The sequence below is a fragment of the Corallococcus sp. 4LFB genome (assembly GCF_046520365.1).
Lineage (GTDB): Bacteria > Myxococcota > Myxococcia > Myxococcales > Myxococcaceae > Corallococcus > Corallococcus caeni.
Genome location: NZ_JBKGHJ010000130.1, coordinates 1 through 18094, shown reverse-complemented (window position 1 = coordinate 18094; position 18094 = coordinate 1). Strand labels below are relative to the sequence as shown.

The window sequence follows — 18094 nt, the reverse complement described above, 5'->3', positions numbered from 1 at the left end:
GCCCACCAGCATCCGCTGCCGCAGCGCCTGGCGGACCTCGTCCAGCCCGGCCGGGGGCAGCTTCAGCCGCGCCACCGCCGTGTCCACCTCCGGCATGAGGCGCTGCTCGAACGTGGCCAGCGCCGAGGGCAGCCCGTCCGCCGCCGCCCGGGCCAGGTACACGTCCGCCATGTGCAGCCTGCCCCAGGTCTCCTCGTGGCCGTCCGCGGGCACCAGCCGCGCCAGGTGCGCCGCGAAGCGCGAGCCCTCCAGCGGGATGTCCGGCCAGGACTGCCGGGCCGCTTCCAGGGCCTGGGCCAGCCGCTCCTGGAGGACGGAGAGGGCGCCTGCCGGCTCCGTCTTTCCTCGAGCGGTCATGAAGGCCTGGGCTAGGGGCAGGTCCGGGGCGGCCACGGGACAGGACACTACCACCGGCCCCTGTCGCGACGCCGGGTCACCCGACATGTCGCGCCGGGGCTCCCACCTGTCAGGTGTCCCCCGGGATACGCTCCGGCCCCCCCGTGTCCACCCGCGCACGCCCGCCCGGGCATGTGGGGCTCCCCCTCTTGCCCTCGTCCGCCCGAGCGGCATTCAACCCCCCCGTGGCCCTCCGGCCGCGGCCGCCCATGGCCTGCGCTTTGCTGGTAGAGGCGGGAGGGACGTCGGCTGGTGCGGAGGTGTGAACGTGGATGAAGTCGGTGGTGGGCTCGGTGGCGGGCTCGGTGGTGGGCTCGGAGCCGGGCCCGGTGACGCGGTGTACTCCTCGTGGCTGGAGGTGAGCGCGTCCCACTTGCGGCACAACGTGGCGGCGTTCCGCGCGCTGGAGTCCTCCGGTCCCACGCCCCGGGCGCTGGGCGCGGTGCTCAAGGGCAACGCCTACGGCCACGGGCTCGCGCAGGTGCTGCCGCTGGTGCACGCGGGCGTGGACGTCCTCTACTTCATCGCGCCGCAGGACGCGCTCACGGTGCGCGCGCACGAGGCCGCGCACGGGCTGCCCGCGCGGCAGGTGGTGGTGCTGGGCGCGGTGGCTCCGGAAGAGGCCGTCGTGCTGGCGCAGCAGGGCATCGACGTGGTGGTGGCGGACCGCTCCTGGGCGGACGCGGTGCCTTCCCTGCGCGCGGCGAGGCTGACGCGCCCCCTGCGCGTGCACGTGCACATCGACACGGGGCTGGGCCGCGAGGGCTTCACGTTGGATCAGCTCCCGCGGGAGACGGCGTTCCTGGCGGACGCGCCGGACGTGTTCGAGCCGGTGGGCGTGCTCAGCCACTTCGCCAACACGGAGGACGTGACGGAGCAGGCGTACGCGCTGGCGCAGCTGGACGCGTTCGAGACGGCGCTGGGGCACCTGGCGGCGCAGCTGAGGCCCGCGAAGCCATTGCAGCGGCACATCGCCGCGAGCGCCGCGGCGCTGGTGCTGCCCCGGGCGCGCTACGAGGCGGCGCGGGTGGGCATCTCGCTGTATGGCCTGTGGCCTTCACCGGAGACGCGGCTGTCGGCGCGGCTGGTGCTGGGTGAGCTGCCGGTGCTCAAGCCGGTGCTGTCGTGGCGGTGCAGGAGCCAGGTGGTGAAGTGGCTGCCGGCGGGCGCGTACGTGGGCTACGGCTGCACGTACCGCTGCCCGGAGCCCACGCGCGTCGCCGTATTGCCGGTGGGCTACTACGACGGCTATCCGCGCCTCGCGTCCGGCAAGGCGCACGTGCTGGTGAACGGGCGGCGGTGCGCGGTGCTGGGCCGCGTGATGATGAACCACCTGATGGTGGACGTGACGCGCGCCTCGTCCGACGAGCGCCCGGTGACGGCCACGCTCCTGGGCCGCGATGGAGAGGAGTCCGTGTCCGCCGAGTCCCTGGCCGGCTGGGCGCAGACCATCCACTACGAATTGGTGACGCGCCTGGGCGCGCACCTGCGCCGCGTCGTCGTGGAGTAGCGCGCTACTTCGGCGGGGTGCCCTCGGTCAGGCCCGGCGACGGCGCGGTGACGACCGCCGGAGGCTGCACCTTCCAGCGGCGGTGCAGCCACAGCCACTGCTCCGGATGCCGGCGGATGGCGCGCTCCAGCGCCGCCGTGACTCGCGCGGTGTGCTCGGTGATGGGGTCCGCGCACTCACCGGGCTTCGGCGGGAGGATGGGGCCTTCCACCTCCAGCTTGTAGCGCGCGCCCGGGCCGGGAGGCCGCACGCCCATCACCACGAACACCGGCACGCCCGTGCGCTCGGCGGCCACCGCCATCGCGGGCGTCGTGGACGCGAGCCGGCCGAAGAAGGGCACGAACACCGCGGACTTCGCGGGCAGCGCCTGGTCCAGCAGCATGTACGCGGACTCGCCGCGGTTCACCGCGTCCGTAATCTCCTGGATGGCACCCTTCGGGTAGATGAGCCCCGCGCCCGCGCCCAGCCGGTTCACCGCGATGCGCGTGTTCAGCGCGCCCTTGAGCGGCCGCACCAGCGCGTTGAGCGGGATGCCCCAGCGGATCAGCATCTGGCCCACCAGCTCCCAGTTGCCGAAGTGCGCCGTCACCAAGAGCGCGCCCTTGCCCGTGGCCACGTGCGCCTTGAGCGCCGCCCACGCCTCCTCGCCGTCGATGCCCTGCTGGTCCCAGTCCGGCGTCATCCGGTCCCCGGACGGCAGCGACTCCACCACCACGCGCGCCATGGTGAGGTACGCGCCGCGCGCGATGTCGCGGCGCTCCGCCTCGCTCTTCTCCGGCAGCGCCTGCGCCAGGTTGTCCAGCGCCACCTTGCGGCGGATGCCCAGCGTGTAGGCCAGGCTCGCCACGAAGCGCGCCAGCGCATCGCGTGCAGCGGGCGACAGCCACGTGAGCAGCGCCCAGACGCCCCGCGTCAGGAACGCCACGACGGGGCCCGGCGGCGAACCGATGATGCGGCGCAGGTGCTCCGGCGGCGTCTTCCCCTCGGGAGGGGTGTTCGTTTGCGATGGCAGCGGATGCGAGGAGAGGGGAGCGGACACGGCGGCGCACTCCACCGCGAACACGACCTGACAGCAAGGCCACGCACTGCTTGCTCGTCGCTACCTTGCCAGGCTGCTCTGGTCCACACTGCGCGGCCATGCCCAACCTGCTCCGTCCGGTGGCCCTGGCCACCGCAACCTTCCTTGCGGCATGCGGTGCCCGCCAGGGCAACGCTCCCGCTCCGGGTGCCGTTGAAACGCCGCCTGCCGTGCAGGCCGCCGCGGCGCCCACTCCCCCCACGCTGCGGCTGCCGGATGACGTGCGGCCCACCAAGTACTCCATCGTCTTGAAGATGGATCCGAAGGCGGAGGCCTTCGAAGGCACCGTCGACGTCATGCTGGAGGTGGCCAAGGCCACCAACGTCATCTGGATGCACGGCAAGGACCTCACCGTGAAGGAGGCCACGCTGGAGCAGGCGGGCGTCACCCACCCGCTCAAGACCTCCACCGCCGGCGAGGACTTCCTGAGCCTGACGCTGGACAAGCCCCTGGCCGTGGGCGGCGCGAAGCTGCACCTGACGTACACGGGCACCGCGTCCGCGCGCGAGACGTCCGGCGCCTTCCGCGTCAACGAGGGCGGCGACTGGTACATCTACACGCAGTTCGAGCCGCTGGGCGCCCGCCGCGCCTTCCCGTCCTTCGACGAGCCCGGCTTCAAGGTGCCGTGGCAGCTCACCTTCCACGTGCCGGAAGGCAACGTGGCCGTCACCAACACGCCGCAGCTGGCGGACGAGAAGGGCGCGGACGGCTGGCACATCTACCGCTTCGCGCCCACGCAGCCCCTGCCCAGCTACCTCATCGCCTTCGGCGTGGGCCCGTTCGACTTCCTGCCCGCGCGCGACGCGGGGCAGAAGCACGTGAAGACGCGCATCATCACGCCGCGCGGCCGGGCCAGCGAGGGCGCGTGGGCCGCGAAGGTGACGCCCGACATCCTGGAGCGCCTGGAGGGCTACTTCGGCATCCCGTACGCGTTCGAGAAGCTGGACGTGCTCGCGGTGCCGCTGATGGGCGGGGCCATGGAGAACCCGGGCCTCGTCACCTTCAACTCGCGCCTCATCCTGGCGAAGCCGGAGGAGGACACGGTGGGCCGCCAGCGCGCGTTCGCGAACGTGCAGGTGCACGAGCTGGCGCACCAGTGGTTCGGCGACCTGGTCACCATGGCGTGGTGGGACGACCTGTGGCTCAACGAGTCCTTCGCCTCGTGGATGACCCCGCGCATCGTGGAGTCGTACCAGCCCACGTGGGACGCGCCGGTGGAGCGCGTGCAGAACCGCAACGGCGCGCTGGAAGCGGACAGCCTGGTGGCCGCGCGCTTCATCCGCCAGCCCATCCAGGACGCGGGTGACATCCAGAACGCCTTCGACGGCATCACCTACGGCAAGGGCAGCGCGGTGCTGGCCATGGCGGAGACGTGGCTGGGCCGCGACGTGTTCCAGAAGGGCATCCAGCGCTACCTGCGCGCGCACGCGGGGAAGAACGCCACCGCGAAGGACTTCCTGGACGCGCTGTCGCAGGAGTCCGGCAAGGACGTGGCCCAGGTGATGAACAGCTTCCTGGACCAGACGGGCGCGCCCTTCATCACCGCGACCCTGCTGTGCGACGGCGGCAAGCCGCGCGTGGCCCTCACCCAGCAGCGCTACGTGCGCCTGGGCTCCAAGGCCCCGGACGCGCAGTCCTGGACGGTGCCGGTGTGCGTGAAGTACCCGGGCGCCGGCAAGGACGCCACCGCGTGCACGCTGATGACGGAGGAGAAGGCGGAGGTGCCGCTGCCGGAGGCCAGGGCGTGCCCGGCGTGGGTGTTCCCCAACGCGGACGGCGCGGGCTACTACCGCCTGCGCATGGCTGATGACACGCGCGCCAGGCTGATGAAGTCCGGCCTGACGAAGCTGTCGCGCGCGGAGCGCGTGGTGCTCTTGAGCGACTCGCTGGCGCTGGCGCAGGCGGGGCTCATGCCCGCGGCGGAGGCGCTGCCCCTGCTCACGGGCGTGGCGGAGGACCCGGACCGGCAGGTGCTGGAGGCGGGCCTGGAGCTGCTGGACCTGGTGTCGTCGCGGCTGCTCACGGAGGCGCAGGACGCGGACCGCGCCCGCTACGTCCGGGACACCTTCGGGCCGCGCGCGCGCAAGCTGGGCTTCAAGCCGCGCCCCGGTGAGAGCGAGGACCTGCGCCTGTTGCGCCCGCGCCTGCTGGAGCTCGCCGGCAACGAGGGCAACGACCCGAAGCTCGTCGCGGAGGCGCGCACGCTGGCGGACCAGTGGCTCAAGGACCGCAAGGCGCTGTCCGCGGACGTGGTGGGCGCGGTGCTCTCCATCGCCGCGGAGCACGGGGACGCGGCCTTCCACGCGAAGCTGCTGGAGGCCCTGCGCGGGGAGAAGGACCGCTACCAGCGCCAGCAGCTGCTGGGCGGCCTGTCCCATGTGACGGACCCGAAGCTGGTGAAGGCGAACCTGGAGCTGCTGCTCGACCCGAAGCAGGACATGCGGGAGAACCTGTGGCTGCTCTTCGGCGCGTCGCGCGACCCCCGCACCCGTGACACCGCGGTGGAGTTCCTGAAGACGCACTTCGACGCGCTGGTGGGCACCGACGACAAGCCCGGTCTGCTGCCGGAGGGCATGGGCTCCCGGCTGCCGTACATGGCCGCCGGCTACTGCGACGCGGGCAAGCGCAAGGAGCTGGCCGCTTTCTTCGAGCCGCGCGCGGACAAGCTCCCCGGCTCCGAGCGCGTGCTGCGCCAGGTGCTCGAAATCGTCGACCAGTGCGTCGCGCTGAAGGAGGCCCAGGGCGCGAGCATCGGGACGTTCCTGTCGGGCAAGCCGAAGACGCCGCAGGCGCCGCCCGCGCCCCGGTAGGGCGCATGAAACGACGCCGGGTCCGCGTGACGTGCACGCGGACCCGGTGGGGCATCGTTGCATGATTCGCCGTGCCATCTAACGCTTTCCACTCCCGCTGACATGACTGTGAGGTGAAAGATGGTCCGTACTCATCAAGTGACCGGAGTTGCTCCCATGAACCTGGAAGAGAAGGAGACCGGAAGGCAGAATAGTTAGCTGTTGAGAGCCTATTTCGGCAGGAGCGAGTGGAACTACGTGGTGATGCCTAGCGCGAAGTGCACCATCGCCAAGTATGTGTCCTCTCGCTTCTCCCATTGCACCAGCAGCCGTCGGAAGCGGTTGAGCCAGGAGTGGGTTCGCTCGACGACCCATCGTGGCGAAGTGCGTCGGCGCCGTGCGCGTTTGGGACGGAGTTGGGAGTGCCGTCTCGGCACCTGGAGCCTGGAGCCATACTCCTGGGCCAGCTCACGTACAGGCCTGAATGCGTACCCCAGGTCAACGCAGAGCGTCTGACGACGGCTGCGATTCGGCAGGGCATTCGGACTGGATCGATTCAAGCATGGAGCGCGCCAGCTTGAAGTCGTTCGTGTTGGCGCCAGCAACCACGAGGCCGAAGGAGACGCCGCGAGAATTTGTCAGCAGGCTGCGCTTGGTACCCCACTTCGCCCTGTCGGTGGGATCGGGGCCGGTTTTTTCCCGCCCAGTGGCGCCTTGTCCTGGGTGCCGTCCAGCGCCAACCACCGCCAATCAATCTTCGTCAGGTTGTCATAGGCGAGCAGTCCCTGACGCCAGAACTCACGGAAGACACCTGCGGCAACCACTCCCGGAAGCGTCGGTAGGCCGAGGACGGATGGCACAGGCCCGTGGCCTTCAACGCGCCCCACCGCATTGCACTCCTGTGCGCAGCACCAGCAGAATCCCATCCAGGGCCTGCCGGTCCGGTACTCGTGGGTTATGGCACCCCAGCGGGTGTTCTGGCCGGTCCAGCAGCAGTGGCTCGATGCGTCGCCACAGCTCGTCCGGCACCCGCCAGCCGTCGTCCTTCTTCACTACCCCATGGCCGCTTCCTCCTGCTCCTTCAACCCGGCAGGTGGCTGGCCATCTTCCTTACTGAAATAGGCTCTAAATCTAGTAGCGATGAATGCGTACTCGGCGGTTTCCCATCCGTTCGTAAGAGCCCCCCGGGCTATTTTGCTTCGCCGTGGAGTTCCTCTGCCCTAACACGGGAACCTGAACCTGATCGTTCAGCATTTCCATGCTACGCATCAGAATTCGAGCCAGACTAGGTTTTCAATGCCGAGTTTGTCGGCCGCAGAGCGCACCATCGCTCGAAAGCCTGGTTCCTCGAACTTCCCATTGGCCTGAAGTAGAACGGCGCCGAATGCGGCACGACCTCGAAATCCAAAGGTCCGCTCGTGTAGGGATAATAGGACATGACGCCAATCTGCGGCCCGCGCCCAACAAACCACTCGCCCATCCGCGAAGACACGCCCATGGGGCTTGATGAAGTCCTCGTGCACCGGGGTGTCCGGCGCAAGGCGTAGAACACGCAGTGGGCGCTCCGGGTCCTGCAGGCTCGTTCGAGTGTAGTCTTTGAGAAGAGTGTCCTTGATGTAGACGCGGATCTTGCCCTTGTCCATGTACATTCCGAGCACGCCGCCTACCTTGGGATCATCTGTCCAAAGCGCGTACTGAGTAGCTCGTTGCGACGCAGGGAGTGCAGCCCAATCAAGGTCGTCTGCTCTCGCCCAAATTTGATTGCGCACGGCATTTCGCACGCTCATTGGCAGGGTCACTGCACTCCTCCAGGTGCAATGGGCCTCGGAAAGTCGAATTCAGGAAGCTCCAATGTCGCGTCCCCCTCACGGTTGAAAAGGTCCGCTTGGTCCAAGAGCCACTCGCATAAGAAGCTCCCAGCCGAGTGATCGGCGAAGCTGACCAGTTTATTGCCGAGGCCTAAGCGTTCGACAGACTCACGCCGTGTCGCGCGGTCTAGTTCCAGTACCTCCGCTACACGGCGGAGGTCGGTTACGAAGTCCAAGACGATCACCTTGTCCTTCATTTTACTGACGCGCAGCCCGCGACCAAGTTGCTGAACGAAGATGCGGCGGCTGTGCGTGGCGCGCATGAAAACAACGAGGTCGACGTCTGGAACATCGACACCCTCGTTGAAGAGGTCAACGGTCGCGACGATCTCCATCTCGCCCGCCCGAAATTTCGACATCAAGGCATCCCGCTCGCGAGCTGGGATCTCTGCGCTGATGACTTCGCTGCTGAAACCGTATTTCCTCAGAGCGGCGACGAAACTACGAGCGTGCTCAACGGTTGGGCAGAACACGACACCCGCACGTCGGTTCTCCGTGTCGAATACAGTTCGGATTTGGCGTGCCGCCTCCTCATCCCGCGTGGGAATCAAAAGCTGCCGATTCAGTTGCGCCAGTGAGTAGCGATGCTTTGATTGGCTCTGGACGAAATGCCAGTCGATGTTATCCGCAAGCAATCGGTAGTCCACCTCTGCGAGGAATCCCTTCGCGAGGCCGTCAGCGATTCCCATCCTAAATACAGGCTCTCCGAGCACCTGATCAATGTCGTAGGAGTCTCCACGCCACGGAGTGGCAGTGACTCCGCCCAGCATTGGTGGATTAAGGATTGCCAGTGCCCGCTGGAAGGTTTGCGCTCCTATGTGATGTGCCTCATCAATGAGGACAAGGCCGAATCTCGGCATTCGTTCTATTTGGGCCACCACACTCTGGATCGTTGCGAACGTGATGCCATCCCAGAACGCCGGTATCTCGCCATCACTCAAGTGATGGGTAGGAATCCATCGAGGAAGCTGGTGCCAGAAGCTTCGGTGGAGCTGTTCCACCAAGTCACGGGTATGCGCCAGCACAAGTACGCGAGTCTCATCGATTAGCCCATCGTGCAGCAGCCCTGCGACGACCTCCGCCATGACAACAGTCTTGCCTAGGCCCGTTGCCATGACGACTTGGCCGCGCCCCTTATCTACCAGCGCCATCCTGAGCAGTTCCGACGCTGACTCCTGGTAGGCGCGGAGTTGACGCTGCTGGGGCGGATGCTCCGGAGTGCTCCCCATTAGACGGAGAAGTTCGAGAGGGCCTACCACCTCGATTTTTAGACCGAGTTGCCGATAACGCTCTTGCTCCTCGCGGAAAGCATCCCCCGGAGGGCGGGATGTAGCCACGACCATGCGCTGCGCGCCGTAGTAGCGCGCCGCGTTCACTACCTCGGTGAGCGCGGCCTTAGGAGGTGCCTGAGTGGTGGTGTGCTTGCACTGAAAGACCCAAAGCTGCCCACCTTGGACGCCCAAAACATCCCCGCCATGATCCCCGCCACCGGCGACAATACGGACATCCTCGAATCCATTCGCGAGCATCAGCCGTGCAACGTCACGTTCGAGCATCTGCCAAGGTCCATTGAGGAGCCGGCGCTCATCGAGGAAGCCTCTTGTAGGGTCGAGCATCTAGTCCTCGTCAGGCGCGAGGAGCTCCAGGGCCAATGCGCTCCGAAGGAGACGCGGCCGTGAGGCTTCGCCCAGGGTCGTCGGGTCGCTCTCAGCCAGCCATAGAGCATCCAGTAGGAGGCCCGAGTAGTAGCGTACTCGCTCACCTTTGGCATGCTCGGTGGCTGCGGCGGTTGGCAAGTCCAGCTCGCTATAGGACGCATCCCAGCACCGGCCGTCGAAGAACAACTCGGGGAAGAGACCGAAGAGCTTGATGAGGGTGTGGCGTGAGGCAAACTCTAGGAACCGTCCTGCCTCGATCAATGCTTTAGGGGAATGCACTTGGCGAGTGACCATCCTAGTGAGGATGTCGTTACGTTCTGATTCCGCTAATTGCTGGAAGAGAGCGACGCCTTCGGATGCGTCGAGGCCCGAGGAGACCTTGAGCGCGATGGTTGAAAGAACGCTTCCAGCGTTCGCAGAGAGCGCCGCAGGGTCAATCTTGTTTGGCGTTCCATACGCCTCTCGAAGACTTGCGAAGATCATCTCGAAGTCGGCGTTCTGTCGAATGCTTCGCTGGTGGTCCATGATTGTCCAGGAAAGCTGTGCTAGCAGTCCATCGAGCGGCGTCAGGGTGGTCGACTTGAAAGCAAGGTGAGTCGGATTCACTAGGAAGAGAAAAACACCCGACGGATCGGCCTTGAGTCGCCATGGACGCTTGGCATCCCCGAGGTCAGGATCGGCTGGACTCACCACAAAGGCTTTGATGTTGAATTTCTGTCCTGTTGAATTTTCCCGGTATTCATGAGTTAGCGAATGAATGGGGACTCGCAGGGGCGCAGGGGTATTCGTGGGAGAGGGAGTAACGCCTTCCGAAGCGGAGGGCCTGCTGCCACTGAAACCAGGGAGGGGGGATGGTTCAGAATCAGTCCCTGGCGTAGTTGTTGGGGCCGCTCCCGAAGGTGGGGGAGAGCTTGGGGGGCCCTTGAGGAGAGTTTTGTCGGCCTCCTGGACGAGATCCCACCACTTGGCGTCGGTGGAATAGGCAGGGTCGCCCGCGCGAAACTGCTCCGCCATCCTTGCCGCCTGGTTATTTAGCTCTGGTGGAACCAAGAGCAGCTTCTCATAGCAACCAGCAGACTTCTTATGAGGGGTTGAGCGGCGGAAAGCTTGATAGAGTTTGAAAAGTGGTGCGACGTTGCGGTCGGGCTCGAACGACCTTTCCTTGGCCACATTGGGGCGGAGCGGGCCTAGTCCGCGGACGAGTTGCACCATTTCATCCCAGGCAGGGTCGGTGCGCTCAAACCGATCCTTCATGTAGCTCACGCGGCAGTGGTCGATGTGAATTTCGCCCACCAACCGTCCAAGCCGCCGATGGTCGTCAATGGGGTATTCCTTTTCCAACGATCCATCGGGCTCTACCCAGTCGAAAAGTTCCTTACTCCGAACCTCGATTTTGCGACCATTGCGCAAGAAGTCGATGCCGTACTCAGTCTCGTGCAGATAGCGCTGCACTCCGAGCCACCCGTACACCCGTCGGGTGCGTTCGACCACAATCCCTGAGTCGCGACAGGTTGGACATTCGCTCGCCTCTCGCACCAACCACTGCCAGCATGAAAGGCAGAATGGTCGGGCCGGTAGGGTCACGTCCACTGGTTGGAACGCGGCAACGGTGCCGACGGGAGGCGGTAGGATGACTTCTCGAATCGGCCCGCCGTTGGATCCCCAGATGCAATGTTGGTGGCCGTTGACCTTGGCTGTATTCACATGCAGCGAGAATTCCAGCGGACTCCCGCCCGGCCTAAGCATCGCCGAGTAGGACTCGGCGAGGTGCTTGGAAAGCTGGGTGCGATTAGCCGCCTTCGCGAACCACTGAGCTTGGTCGACCTTGAGTGACTCAATGATGACCTCAGTGCCGTGCTCCTGAGGATCGGCCTTCGGTCGGCTAAGCCCGTCGGTCATGTAGTCACTGGAGCGAGATAGTTCGGCGAAGTCGATTCGGACTCCTGTCCACTCGCCATCGTCACGCCGTGCTGTCCAGACCGTGGTTACTCGACCCAGCTTGGCTGTCGCGATGTTGAACCCCATGCCGAACAACCCTAGGTTGTTGATTGGGTCGTTACTGGTCCAGCCCGCTTTGACGGCGTTTTCAAGAGTTGCTGCCGACATCCCCGGCCCATTGTCTCGCACGACAACTCGTGCCGCACCGCTGGATGTGGTTGGAAGAGTAACCTTGATTACTGACGCCCCCAGTTCTTCGCCCTCACGCTGAGCGCGTAGGAAGCCGTCGATAGAGTTGTCGATCAACTCGGCAATGCACCGCCACTGGGGGAGGTTGATCTCGCCGAGCATCGGAAGAATGCGGGGGTGCGGCTGCAGGTTGAACTTTGGTCGAGGGCTAGATACCGGGCTTATCGTCATCGTGGGCTCCACTTACGCAACTACTCGGGACGGAAAGAAGGGGCTTTGAGGCCTTCGCCGACTGTCACTGCCGCAGCAGTCGTGACTCCGGATGGGGTACTTACTTGACTAGGGCGGCGCGCAAGCCATCGGGATTTCGCCGCGAAGGCGACCATCCGCACCCCTACACAGCATGTCCTTCAAGGACTACACAGTCTAGATGCACGCGTGACGAAGGGCGAACCGGTTGCGCCGTACGGTCCCTGGAAGGGGGCGAGACCTGAGGGCGACTTCTGGGCGTGGCCCGAATAGGTCGATGCCGCGACAGCGGGCATGCAAAGGGTGTGCGGTAAAGGGTGTATTTTCAGTATCCGCCTTATCGCTCGCTCTTGGAGCATCACCTGAACCCGGAGTGCGGGTCGGACGTCCCATAGAGCTGCCGGTAGGTAGGAAACGCATGCCGGTGGCTGATCGCTGATAAGGATATAGTGGCGGAGCTGAGTTTAAACCTAACAGCACCTAACGAAAGTCAGGGCTGGGGTGGCCGTTTGCAAGGAGCGTCCTCAGCTTGAGGAGCATGGTCCGCGAACTCGTTCCCGACGCCTTCTGGCAGCGCGTGGCGCCGCTGCTGCCTGCGCCCCGGCCCAAGAAGAAGTTGGGCCGCCCACGGGCGGACGACCGGGCGGCGCTGGAGGCCATCGTCTTTGTGCTGCGGAGCGGCATCCCGTGGGAGATGCTGCCTCGCAAGCAGTTCGGCCTGTCGGGCATGACGGCCTGGCGCAGGCTGGAGGAATGGACCCGCGCAGGCGTATGGGAACAGCTCCAGGCGCGGCTGCTGGATGAGTTGGGCCTGCGCGGCAAAGTGGACCTCTCCCGTGCCTCCATCGACTCCTCGTCCGTGCGGGCGTCAAAAAGGGGGGCCTCACGGGCCCAAGCCCGACGGATAGAGCGAAGGCGGGTAGCAAGCATCATCTTCTCGTAGAGGCCCATGGCCTGCCACTGACCGAATCGGTGACAGCCGCCAACGTCCACGACACGCACGAACTCTTCCCCCTCGTCGACTCCGTGCCCGCGGTGCGGATGCCTTCGGGGCAGCACCGCTTCCGCCCCGGAAAGCTCCACGGCGACAAGGCCTACGCCTCCAGGAAGAACCGGAGCGGGCTTCGCCTGCGCAGCACTGCCGCTCGCATCGCGCGCCCGGGCGTCGAGTCCAAGGAAAGGCTCGGACGCTACCGTTGGGTCGTGGAGCGCACGATGGCGTGGAAGAACCAGTTGCGCCGACTTCGAGTTCGCGACGAGCGCAGGGACGACGTCCACTTCGGCTTCCTCGTCCTCGGGTGCTGCGTCATGCTCCTGCGTCGCCTCTGTCCTGGCATTTGTTAGGAGCTGTAAGGACAGCCCGTGCGGGCGGCAGCCAAAGGGGGGCTTCCAAGCATTCATTCGACTGCCTGGAAGGATGTACAGAGAAGTGCCCTAGACAGAGACCGCAGGTCGATTCGCCTCCCCTGCCTGATAGCGTCCCCGAAGATTAAGTATTTCTTGAGACAAGTAGAAGCAGACTATCCGGTGGGACTAACTCGCGAGAACTCAGGGGTTCGTTAAAGTAGGAGCGCCACGTACGAATTCCCGCGCGTTAGCTCCTCTGGAGAATCCGTTATGGGCGTTGCGACCTATACTCGGCCCGAGGCGCTTGCTCGAAGCCCCAGCAGGGGGCATGAAGCCGAGGCCTACCTGCGTGCCCAAATCGAGGGCTACATTCATCATCTCCAATTGATGGGCCGTGTCTTCAATCAACACGCGCGGCGCTTGGGCCTTGGCGTCCGACTAGATCCCAAAAAAGCGATTAAGGGAGCGCGAAGTTTCCAAAGCTTGCATCGGGTAGCGAGGTTTATTGATCGAAGGGATGACTCCGGCGTGCTCCACGATGCCCAGTTGATGACGGCGCTAGATTGCGTGTCGAACATGCTTCGGGAACCGAATCGCAGCGGCTTAGTGCTCGGTGCCATGCAGTCAGGGAAGACTACGACTTCTCTCGCGCTGCAGTTCGCTGGCCCGATTGTCTACCTTCTCACCGGGCGGAAGACCTATCCGATCTACTTGGTCACCAGTCATACAAGTCAGGAAGACCAAACAAAGATTGAGCTGCAGAACTTCCTCGACTACTATGGCGATTTGGAGATCGTCGTAGACAAGGAGAATCGCTGCAGCCTCATCGAATACGTCGGCGAGTTGCCCCTGCATCCCGCCTTTCTTCTTTCTCCTACTATTGCCACCTACCGCGCCCAAGTGCTTCGTGATGCCTTGCCGAGTGTATACATCGGCCCGCGATTAGAGGACTTCGTGCAGCGTCGCGTGCGTGGAGATGGCGTCCAGAGGGTAGCCGCCCTCTGTCGCCGTGCGAATGAGGCAGACTTCTCGCCACTCCTAATCATTGATGAGCCCCAGTTTGGGGCGAGCGATCGGCTGGTGCAAAATGATGATGGTGAGTTCGAGCGCCGCCCCTGTGTGCTGGTGCGGATGTTCGAGGCGATTGAGGCCGCCCTTGGCACCGAACGTCAAGACCACGTCTTCATTGGGCTCTCGGCCACACCCTACGAGTTAAAGGACCTCTCAAAGGTCTGGACCGTCAAGCAGTACCTCACGCCTGCATACTCCGGCTTCAACTACTTCGGTGGCGAGGTGATCAGCGACGGCGTGGACGTGACGCCGCCACGCACCATGGGCTTTGGCGAGTTTGCTAGGGAGGCGCGGCTCCCATTCTTGGCGAATGTCTCTCTCTCAGCCTATCAAGGGCCCAGGGAATTCACCCACTTCGCGCGAAAAGTCGGCTTCTCCGGTGGGCATCAAGACTACCAGCGGCAGGTTGAGGCTACGCTGCGACAGGCCATCAGGTGGATGATTGGCCGCTCGCGGGAGCCCGTTGGCATCTGCGTCCGGTTGCTCAACGACAACACGGGCACTCGGCACCTGCTCGACCAGTTAGGCCTGGGCCCCCATGAACTCGAAGTCATCAAGTACTTTGGGCCTGAATTCAAGGGGAAGAGTGTAAAGCGGGTGATTGAAGAGAGGCGGCGACCCGAGTTGCCTTACCTTATCGCGGTGACGAATCGTGCCAGGATGGGGGACGCGTTTCCCGGTGAGGTCCAGTGGTTCCTGGACTTCTCGCGAAGGGCAGCGGATCTCAACGCGTTGCTGCAAGGGCTTTTGGGTCGTGCCTGTGGCTATGGCAAGAAGTCCAATGTCATCCTTTCGGATGAGAACGCGGAAATCATAGCCGACTACCGTCGGACTCAGGGCGGATACATCTACCGGACCAGCCGACACAGTTTCGTGGTGAATGGGTATCGCCGTGGCGCTCCGACAAGTCTCCTGCGCGTGCGCTCGGACATGAAGGATCCGCTCATCCGTGAATTCTTCAGGCGCGTGAACGAGGAAGTCGTGGAGCCTGTGGTTCTGCAGGATCGCACGAGCCTAAGCACGCACCGCACAATCGGTGGCCGCCACCCGTATCGCACTGGGCCCATCCTGCGCATCGCGAACGAACTGGGACTCTTCGAGCATCTTGAGTCGGAGGCTAGTCGCAAGCGTCTTTTCCCGACCATCCCGGCGCGCTTCCGCATTGCGCGCGCCACGGACCGCGTTCGGCATGGTCGCAAGCGGGAACGCTTCCTTGAGTACACGGTGGATGAGAAGGGTGACTGCCGATTTACATTCCGTTGGACGACCGAGGACGCAAGCCACAGTGGTCTCTCCAGCCGTGGTTATGGTGCGCGGGACGCATCAGATCGAGCGCGGGCTGGCGATCACTTGGAGCCGCAGGTGAACATGGAGAAATTCGATCCACGAACTGGACGGCTCATCAATGACAAGTCCTCCGAGCCTGCTGCTCGCCAGCGAGGGAATTGGCGCGCGTTCATGGTGACCCTGCCGTTGGTGGAGCCGGTACGCGAACTCGAGCCAGGCGACACGACTTTCCCTATCGAGACGAGCCCGTATAGCGAGCTCATGACCGTTGAGGAGCGAGAGGTTGCTGGCTTCGGGGAATGACCCTGTGACGGCCGGCTACATCGGGGCCGAGGCTGCAGACGCCGGGTCCGCGCGCACGTGCACGCGGACCCGGTGGGAATGCCTTCGTCGTGGGGCGCCTGGGACTACTTCCGGCCGCGCGACATGAAGGACATGAAGGCCTCCTTCGCCTCGTCGGAGGCCAGGCGCTGGACGAACTCCGCGCCCTCGCGCTTGAGGGCGGCCTCCACCTGCTCGCGCAGGGGGCCGCGGATGAGCGCCTTGGTCACCTTCAGCGCCTGGGCGGGACGCTGGGCCAGGGCGCGGGCGCGCTCCAGGGCCACGTCCTTGAGCTGCGCCTCCGGGACGGCCTTGTTGATGATGCCGGCGCGCAGCGCGGTGGCCGCGTCGAACGGGTCGCCGAAGAGCAGCAGCTCCGACGCCAGCGCGAAGCCCGCCGCGCGCGGGAGCAGCAGGCTGCTGGCGCCCTCCGCGCACAGGCCCAGGTTGACGAAGGGCATGCTGAAGCGCGCCTTCTCCCCGGCCACCACGTAGTCACAGTGCAGGAGCATCGTGGTGCCGATGCCCACCGCCGCGCCCTCCACCGCCGCGAGCACCGGCTTGGCCAGGCCCGCCAGGGCGCGCAGGTAGCGGAACACCGCGCTGTCCTCGCCCGTGGGCGGGTGCTCCAGGAAGTCGCCAATGTCGTTGCCCGCCGTGAACGCGCCGCCCGCGCCGGACAGGAGCACCACCCGGACGTCGTCGCGGCGCTCCGCCTCCAGCAGGGCGGCGGTGGCGGCTTCGTACATGGCGTGGGTGAAGGCGTTCTTCTTCTCCGGCCGGTTGAAGGTGACGGAGAAGACCCCCGCGTCGAGCTGCGTCAGAAGCGTGTCGGACATGGCCGGGCAGCCTAACGCGCGTCGGGCCGCAGTGCGCGCAAGAGCAGCGGGGCCAGCGTCACCGTCTGGTGGGGAAAGGGCAGGCCCTGGCGCGGTTCCACACTGTCCGTGCTGACCAGCCGCTTCACGGGCACGCCGTGCAGGCGCTCCAGCGCGGGGCCCACCAGCAGGGCGTGCGTGGTGGCGAGGATGAAGTCGTCCACGCACCCCTCGCCCTTCAGCTCCTTCGCCGCCGCCGCCAGCGTGCCGCCGGTGGAGATCATGTCGTCCACCAGGATGGGGCGCATGCCGCGCACCTGGCCCAGGAGGCCCAGCGTCTCCACGTCCTCGCCGCTCAGCCGCGCCTTGTGCACCACCGCCCACGGGCGGCCGAGCAGCTTCGCCAGCGCCTCCGCCCGCTTCACCGCGCCCAGGTCCGGCGCCACCACCACGGTGGTGTCGGTGACGTGGGGGCGCAGCGCGTCCGCCAGCAGCGGCAGCGCGGACAGGTGCTCCAGCGGGGCGCCGAAGCAGCCCTCCAGGGCCGGGTTGTGCAGGTCCACGGTGAACACGCGGGAGAAGCGTCCATGGGACAACATGTCCGCCACCAGCCGGCCGCCCAGGGGCTCGCCCGCCCGGGCCCGCCGGTCCTGCCGCGCGTAGCCCACGTAGGGGACCACCGCCTCCATGGACGCCGCGCCCGCCCGCCAGCACGCGTCCGCCAGCAGGAGCAATTCCAGCAGGTGCTCCCCCACGGGCGGGGTGGAGGACTGGAGGAGGACGACGCGGCGGCCGCGCACCTCCTCCGGGGGCACCTCGATGTGCAGTTCTCCATCCGGGAAGCGCTCCAGCTTCACTCCCACGGGGGCCGCGCCGGACGCCTGGGCGAGCGCACGGCCGAGGTGGGGACTGGCACTGCCGACGACGAGGGCGAATGGCGTCATGAGGCCGCACCCTAGCGCGGGATTCGCTCGCGGTGCCCTGGCCTCCCGGGCATCCCGCCAGCGGAGCCACTGTCCGCGCCTCCGCCGCCGCGCTCTGGTGGAAAGCGCACCTTGTCGGGGGATGGGAGGCGGACCGATGCGTTTCCGGGACAGGGTGGAGGCGGGGCAGAAGCTCGCGGGGGTGCTGTCGCCCTACCGCTCCGGGGACGTGTGCGTGCTGGGGCTGACGCGCGGGGGGCTGCGCGTGGCCTACGAGGTGGCCCGGGCGCTGGAGAAGCCCCTGGACCTGTGGGTCGCGCGCCGGCTGCACGTGCCGGGCAGCCGCCTCACGCTGGGCGCGGTGTCGGAAGGGGGCGGGCTGTACCTGGACCCCCAGGCCGCGCGCCAGGCGAAGCTGCCCGGGGAGACGCTCCAGCGCTTCGTGCACGACGAGGTGGACGACGTGGAGCGGCAGGCCCGGCAGCTGCGGGGCGGCCTCACGCCGCGCATCCGCGGGTGCACGGTGCTGCTGGTGGATGACGGCATGGTGACGGGCGCCACCGTGGCCGCGGCGCTCCTGGGGCTGAAGCAGCAGGGCGTGCGCAGCGCGTCGTGGCGGTGGGCGTGGCGACGCCGCGCGCGCTGGAGCTGG

11 protein-coding genes and 2 pseudogenes are annotated in these 18094 nt (G+C 65.9%); 5 read left to right on the top strand and 8 right to left on the bottom strand.

Features of this window, described 5'->3' with window-relative positions; genetic code table 11:
- Nucleotides 1-357, bottom strand: a pseudogene (locus tag ACLEQD_RS16335) (transcriptional regulator); the annotation flags it as partial.
- Between the two features lie 307 nt (nucleotides 358-664).
- Between ACLEQD_RS16335 and alr the strand changes: the two are divergent.
- Nucleotides 665-1906 carry an alanine racemase gene (gene alr / locus ACLEQD_RS16330; protein ID WP_410385062.1) on the top strand — a complete coding sequence of 414 codons (1242 nt, stop codon included), beginning with the start codon at nucleotides 665-667 and terminating at the stop codon, nucleotides 1904-1906.
- A gap of 4 nt (nucleotides 1907-1910) precedes the next feature.
- Here alr and ACLEQD_RS16325 read toward each other — a convergent pair whose 3' ends face one another.
- Complete coding sequence (locus tag ACLEQD_RS16325) at nucleotides 1911-2945, bottom strand: lysophospholipid acyltransferase family protein (RefSeq protein ID WP_410385060.1); 1035 nt, start codon at nucleotides 2943-2945, stop codon at nucleotides 1911-1913.
- Nucleotides 2946-3154: 209 nt separating this feature from the next.
- On the opposite strand from ACLEQD_RS16325, the gene ACLEQD_RS16320 reads away from it, so the two are divergent.
- The gene (locus ACLEQD_RS16320) at nucleotides 3155-5794 is read left to right on the top strand and encodes a M1 family metallopeptidase (protein WP_410385059.1); all 2640 of its coding nucleotides are present in this window, start codon (nucleotides 3155-3157) and stop codon (nucleotides 5792-5794) included.
- Nucleotides 5795-6027: 233 nt separating this feature from the next.
- On the opposite strand, the pseudogene ACLEQD_RS16315 reads toward ACLEQD_RS16320, so the two are convergent.
- The 4 genes and pseudogenes from ACLEQD_RS16315 to ACLEQD_RS16300 all read right to left on the bottom strand — a co-directional run bounded on the left by ACLEQD_RS16315 (nucleotide 6028) and on the right by ACLEQD_RS16300 (nucleotide 11588).
- Nucleotides 6028-6802, bottom strand: a pseudogene (locus ACLEQD_RS16315) (IS5 family transposase).
- A gap of 239 nt (nucleotides 6803-7041) precedes the next feature.
- Entirely contained in the window at nucleotides 7042-7416 is a 375-nt protein-coding gene (locus tag ACLEQD_RS16310) for a hypothetical protein (protein ID WP_410385057.1), read from the bottom strand.
- Between the two features lie 152 nt (nucleotides 7417-7568).
- Nucleotides 7569-9257, bottom strand: coding sequence for a DEAD/DEAH box helicase family protein (locus ACLEQD_RS16305; protein WP_410385055.1), 1689 nt, complete (start codon nucleotides 9255-9257; stop codon nucleotides 7569-7571).
- A complete protein-coding gene (locus tag ACLEQD_RS16300; protein ID WP_410385053.1) occupies nucleotides 9258-11588 on the bottom strand; it encodes an ATP-binding protein in 2331 nt (776 codons plus the stop codon).
- A 625-nt stretch (nucleotides 11589-12213) separates the two neighbouring features.
- Here ACLEQD_RS16300 and ACLEQD_RS16295 point away from each other — a divergent pair.
- Nucleotides 12214-13019 (top strand): IS5 family transposase gene (locus ACLEQD_RS16295; RefSeq protein WP_410385052.1). Its coding sequence is split into 2 segments (ribosomal slippage): nucleotides 12214-12559 and nucleotides 12559-13019, totalling 807 coding nucleotides; the frame shifts between segments, so codons are not numbered across the junction.
- A 531-nt stretch (nucleotides 13020-13550) separates the two neighbouring features.
- Nucleotides 13551-15683, top strand: a complete 2133-nt coding sequence (locus tag ACLEQD_RS16290) for a hypothetical protein (protein ID WP_410385050.1) — start codon at nucleotides 13551-13553, stop codon at nucleotides 15681-15683.
- A gap of 104 nt (nucleotides 15684-15787) precedes the next feature.
- On the opposite strand, the gene ACLEQD_RS16285 is transcribed toward ACLEQD_RS16290, so the two are convergent.
- Both ACLEQD_RS16285 and ACLEQD_RS16280 read right to left on the bottom strand, forming a co-directional pair.
- A complete protein-coding gene (locus ACLEQD_RS16285) occupies nucleotides 15788-16540 on the bottom strand; it encodes an enoyl-CoA hydratase (RefSeq protein ID WP_410385048.1) in 753 nt (250 codons plus the stop codon).
- An 11-nt stretch (nucleotides 16541-16551) separates the two neighbouring features.
- Complete coding sequence (locus ACLEQD_RS16280; protein ID WP_410385046.1) at nucleotides 16552-17463, bottom strand: ribose-phosphate diphosphokinase; 912 nt, start codon at nucleotides 17461-17463, stop codon at nucleotides 16552-16554.
- 136 nt (nucleotides 17464-17599) lie between these two features.
- Between ACLEQD_RS16280 and ACLEQD_RS16275 the strand changes: the two genes are divergently transcribed.
- Nucleotides 17600-18094: phosphoribosyltransferase (locus ACLEQD_RS16275; protein WP_410385045.1), on the top strand; the 495-nt coding region annotated here is incomplete at its 3' end.

What these genes read in the sequence shown, in the direction of transcription:
- ACLEQD_RS16310 (WP_410385057.1), bottom strand. Translation starts at nt 7,416, where the DNA reads ATGGACAAGGGCAAGATCCGCGTCTACATCAAGGACACTCTTCTCAAA.
- ACLEQD_RS16305 (WP_410385055.1), bottom strand. Translation starts at nt 9,257, where the DNA reads ATGCTCGACCCTACAAGAGGCTTCCTCGATGAGCGCCGGCTCCTCAAT.
- ACLEQD_RS16300 (WP_410385053.1), bottom strand. Translation starts at nt 11,588, where the DNA reads ATGCTCGGCGAGATCAACCTCCCCCAGTGGCGGTGCATTGCCGAGTTG.
- ACLEQD_RS16285 (WP_410385048.1), bottom strand. Translation starts at nt 16,540, where the DNA reads ATGTCCGACACGCTTCTGACGCAGCTCGACGCGGGGGTCTTCTCCGTC.
- ACLEQD_RS16280 (WP_410385046.1), bottom strand. Translation starts at nt 17,463, where the DNA reads ATGACGCCATTCGCCCTCGTCGTCGGCAGTGCCAGTCCCCACCTCGGC.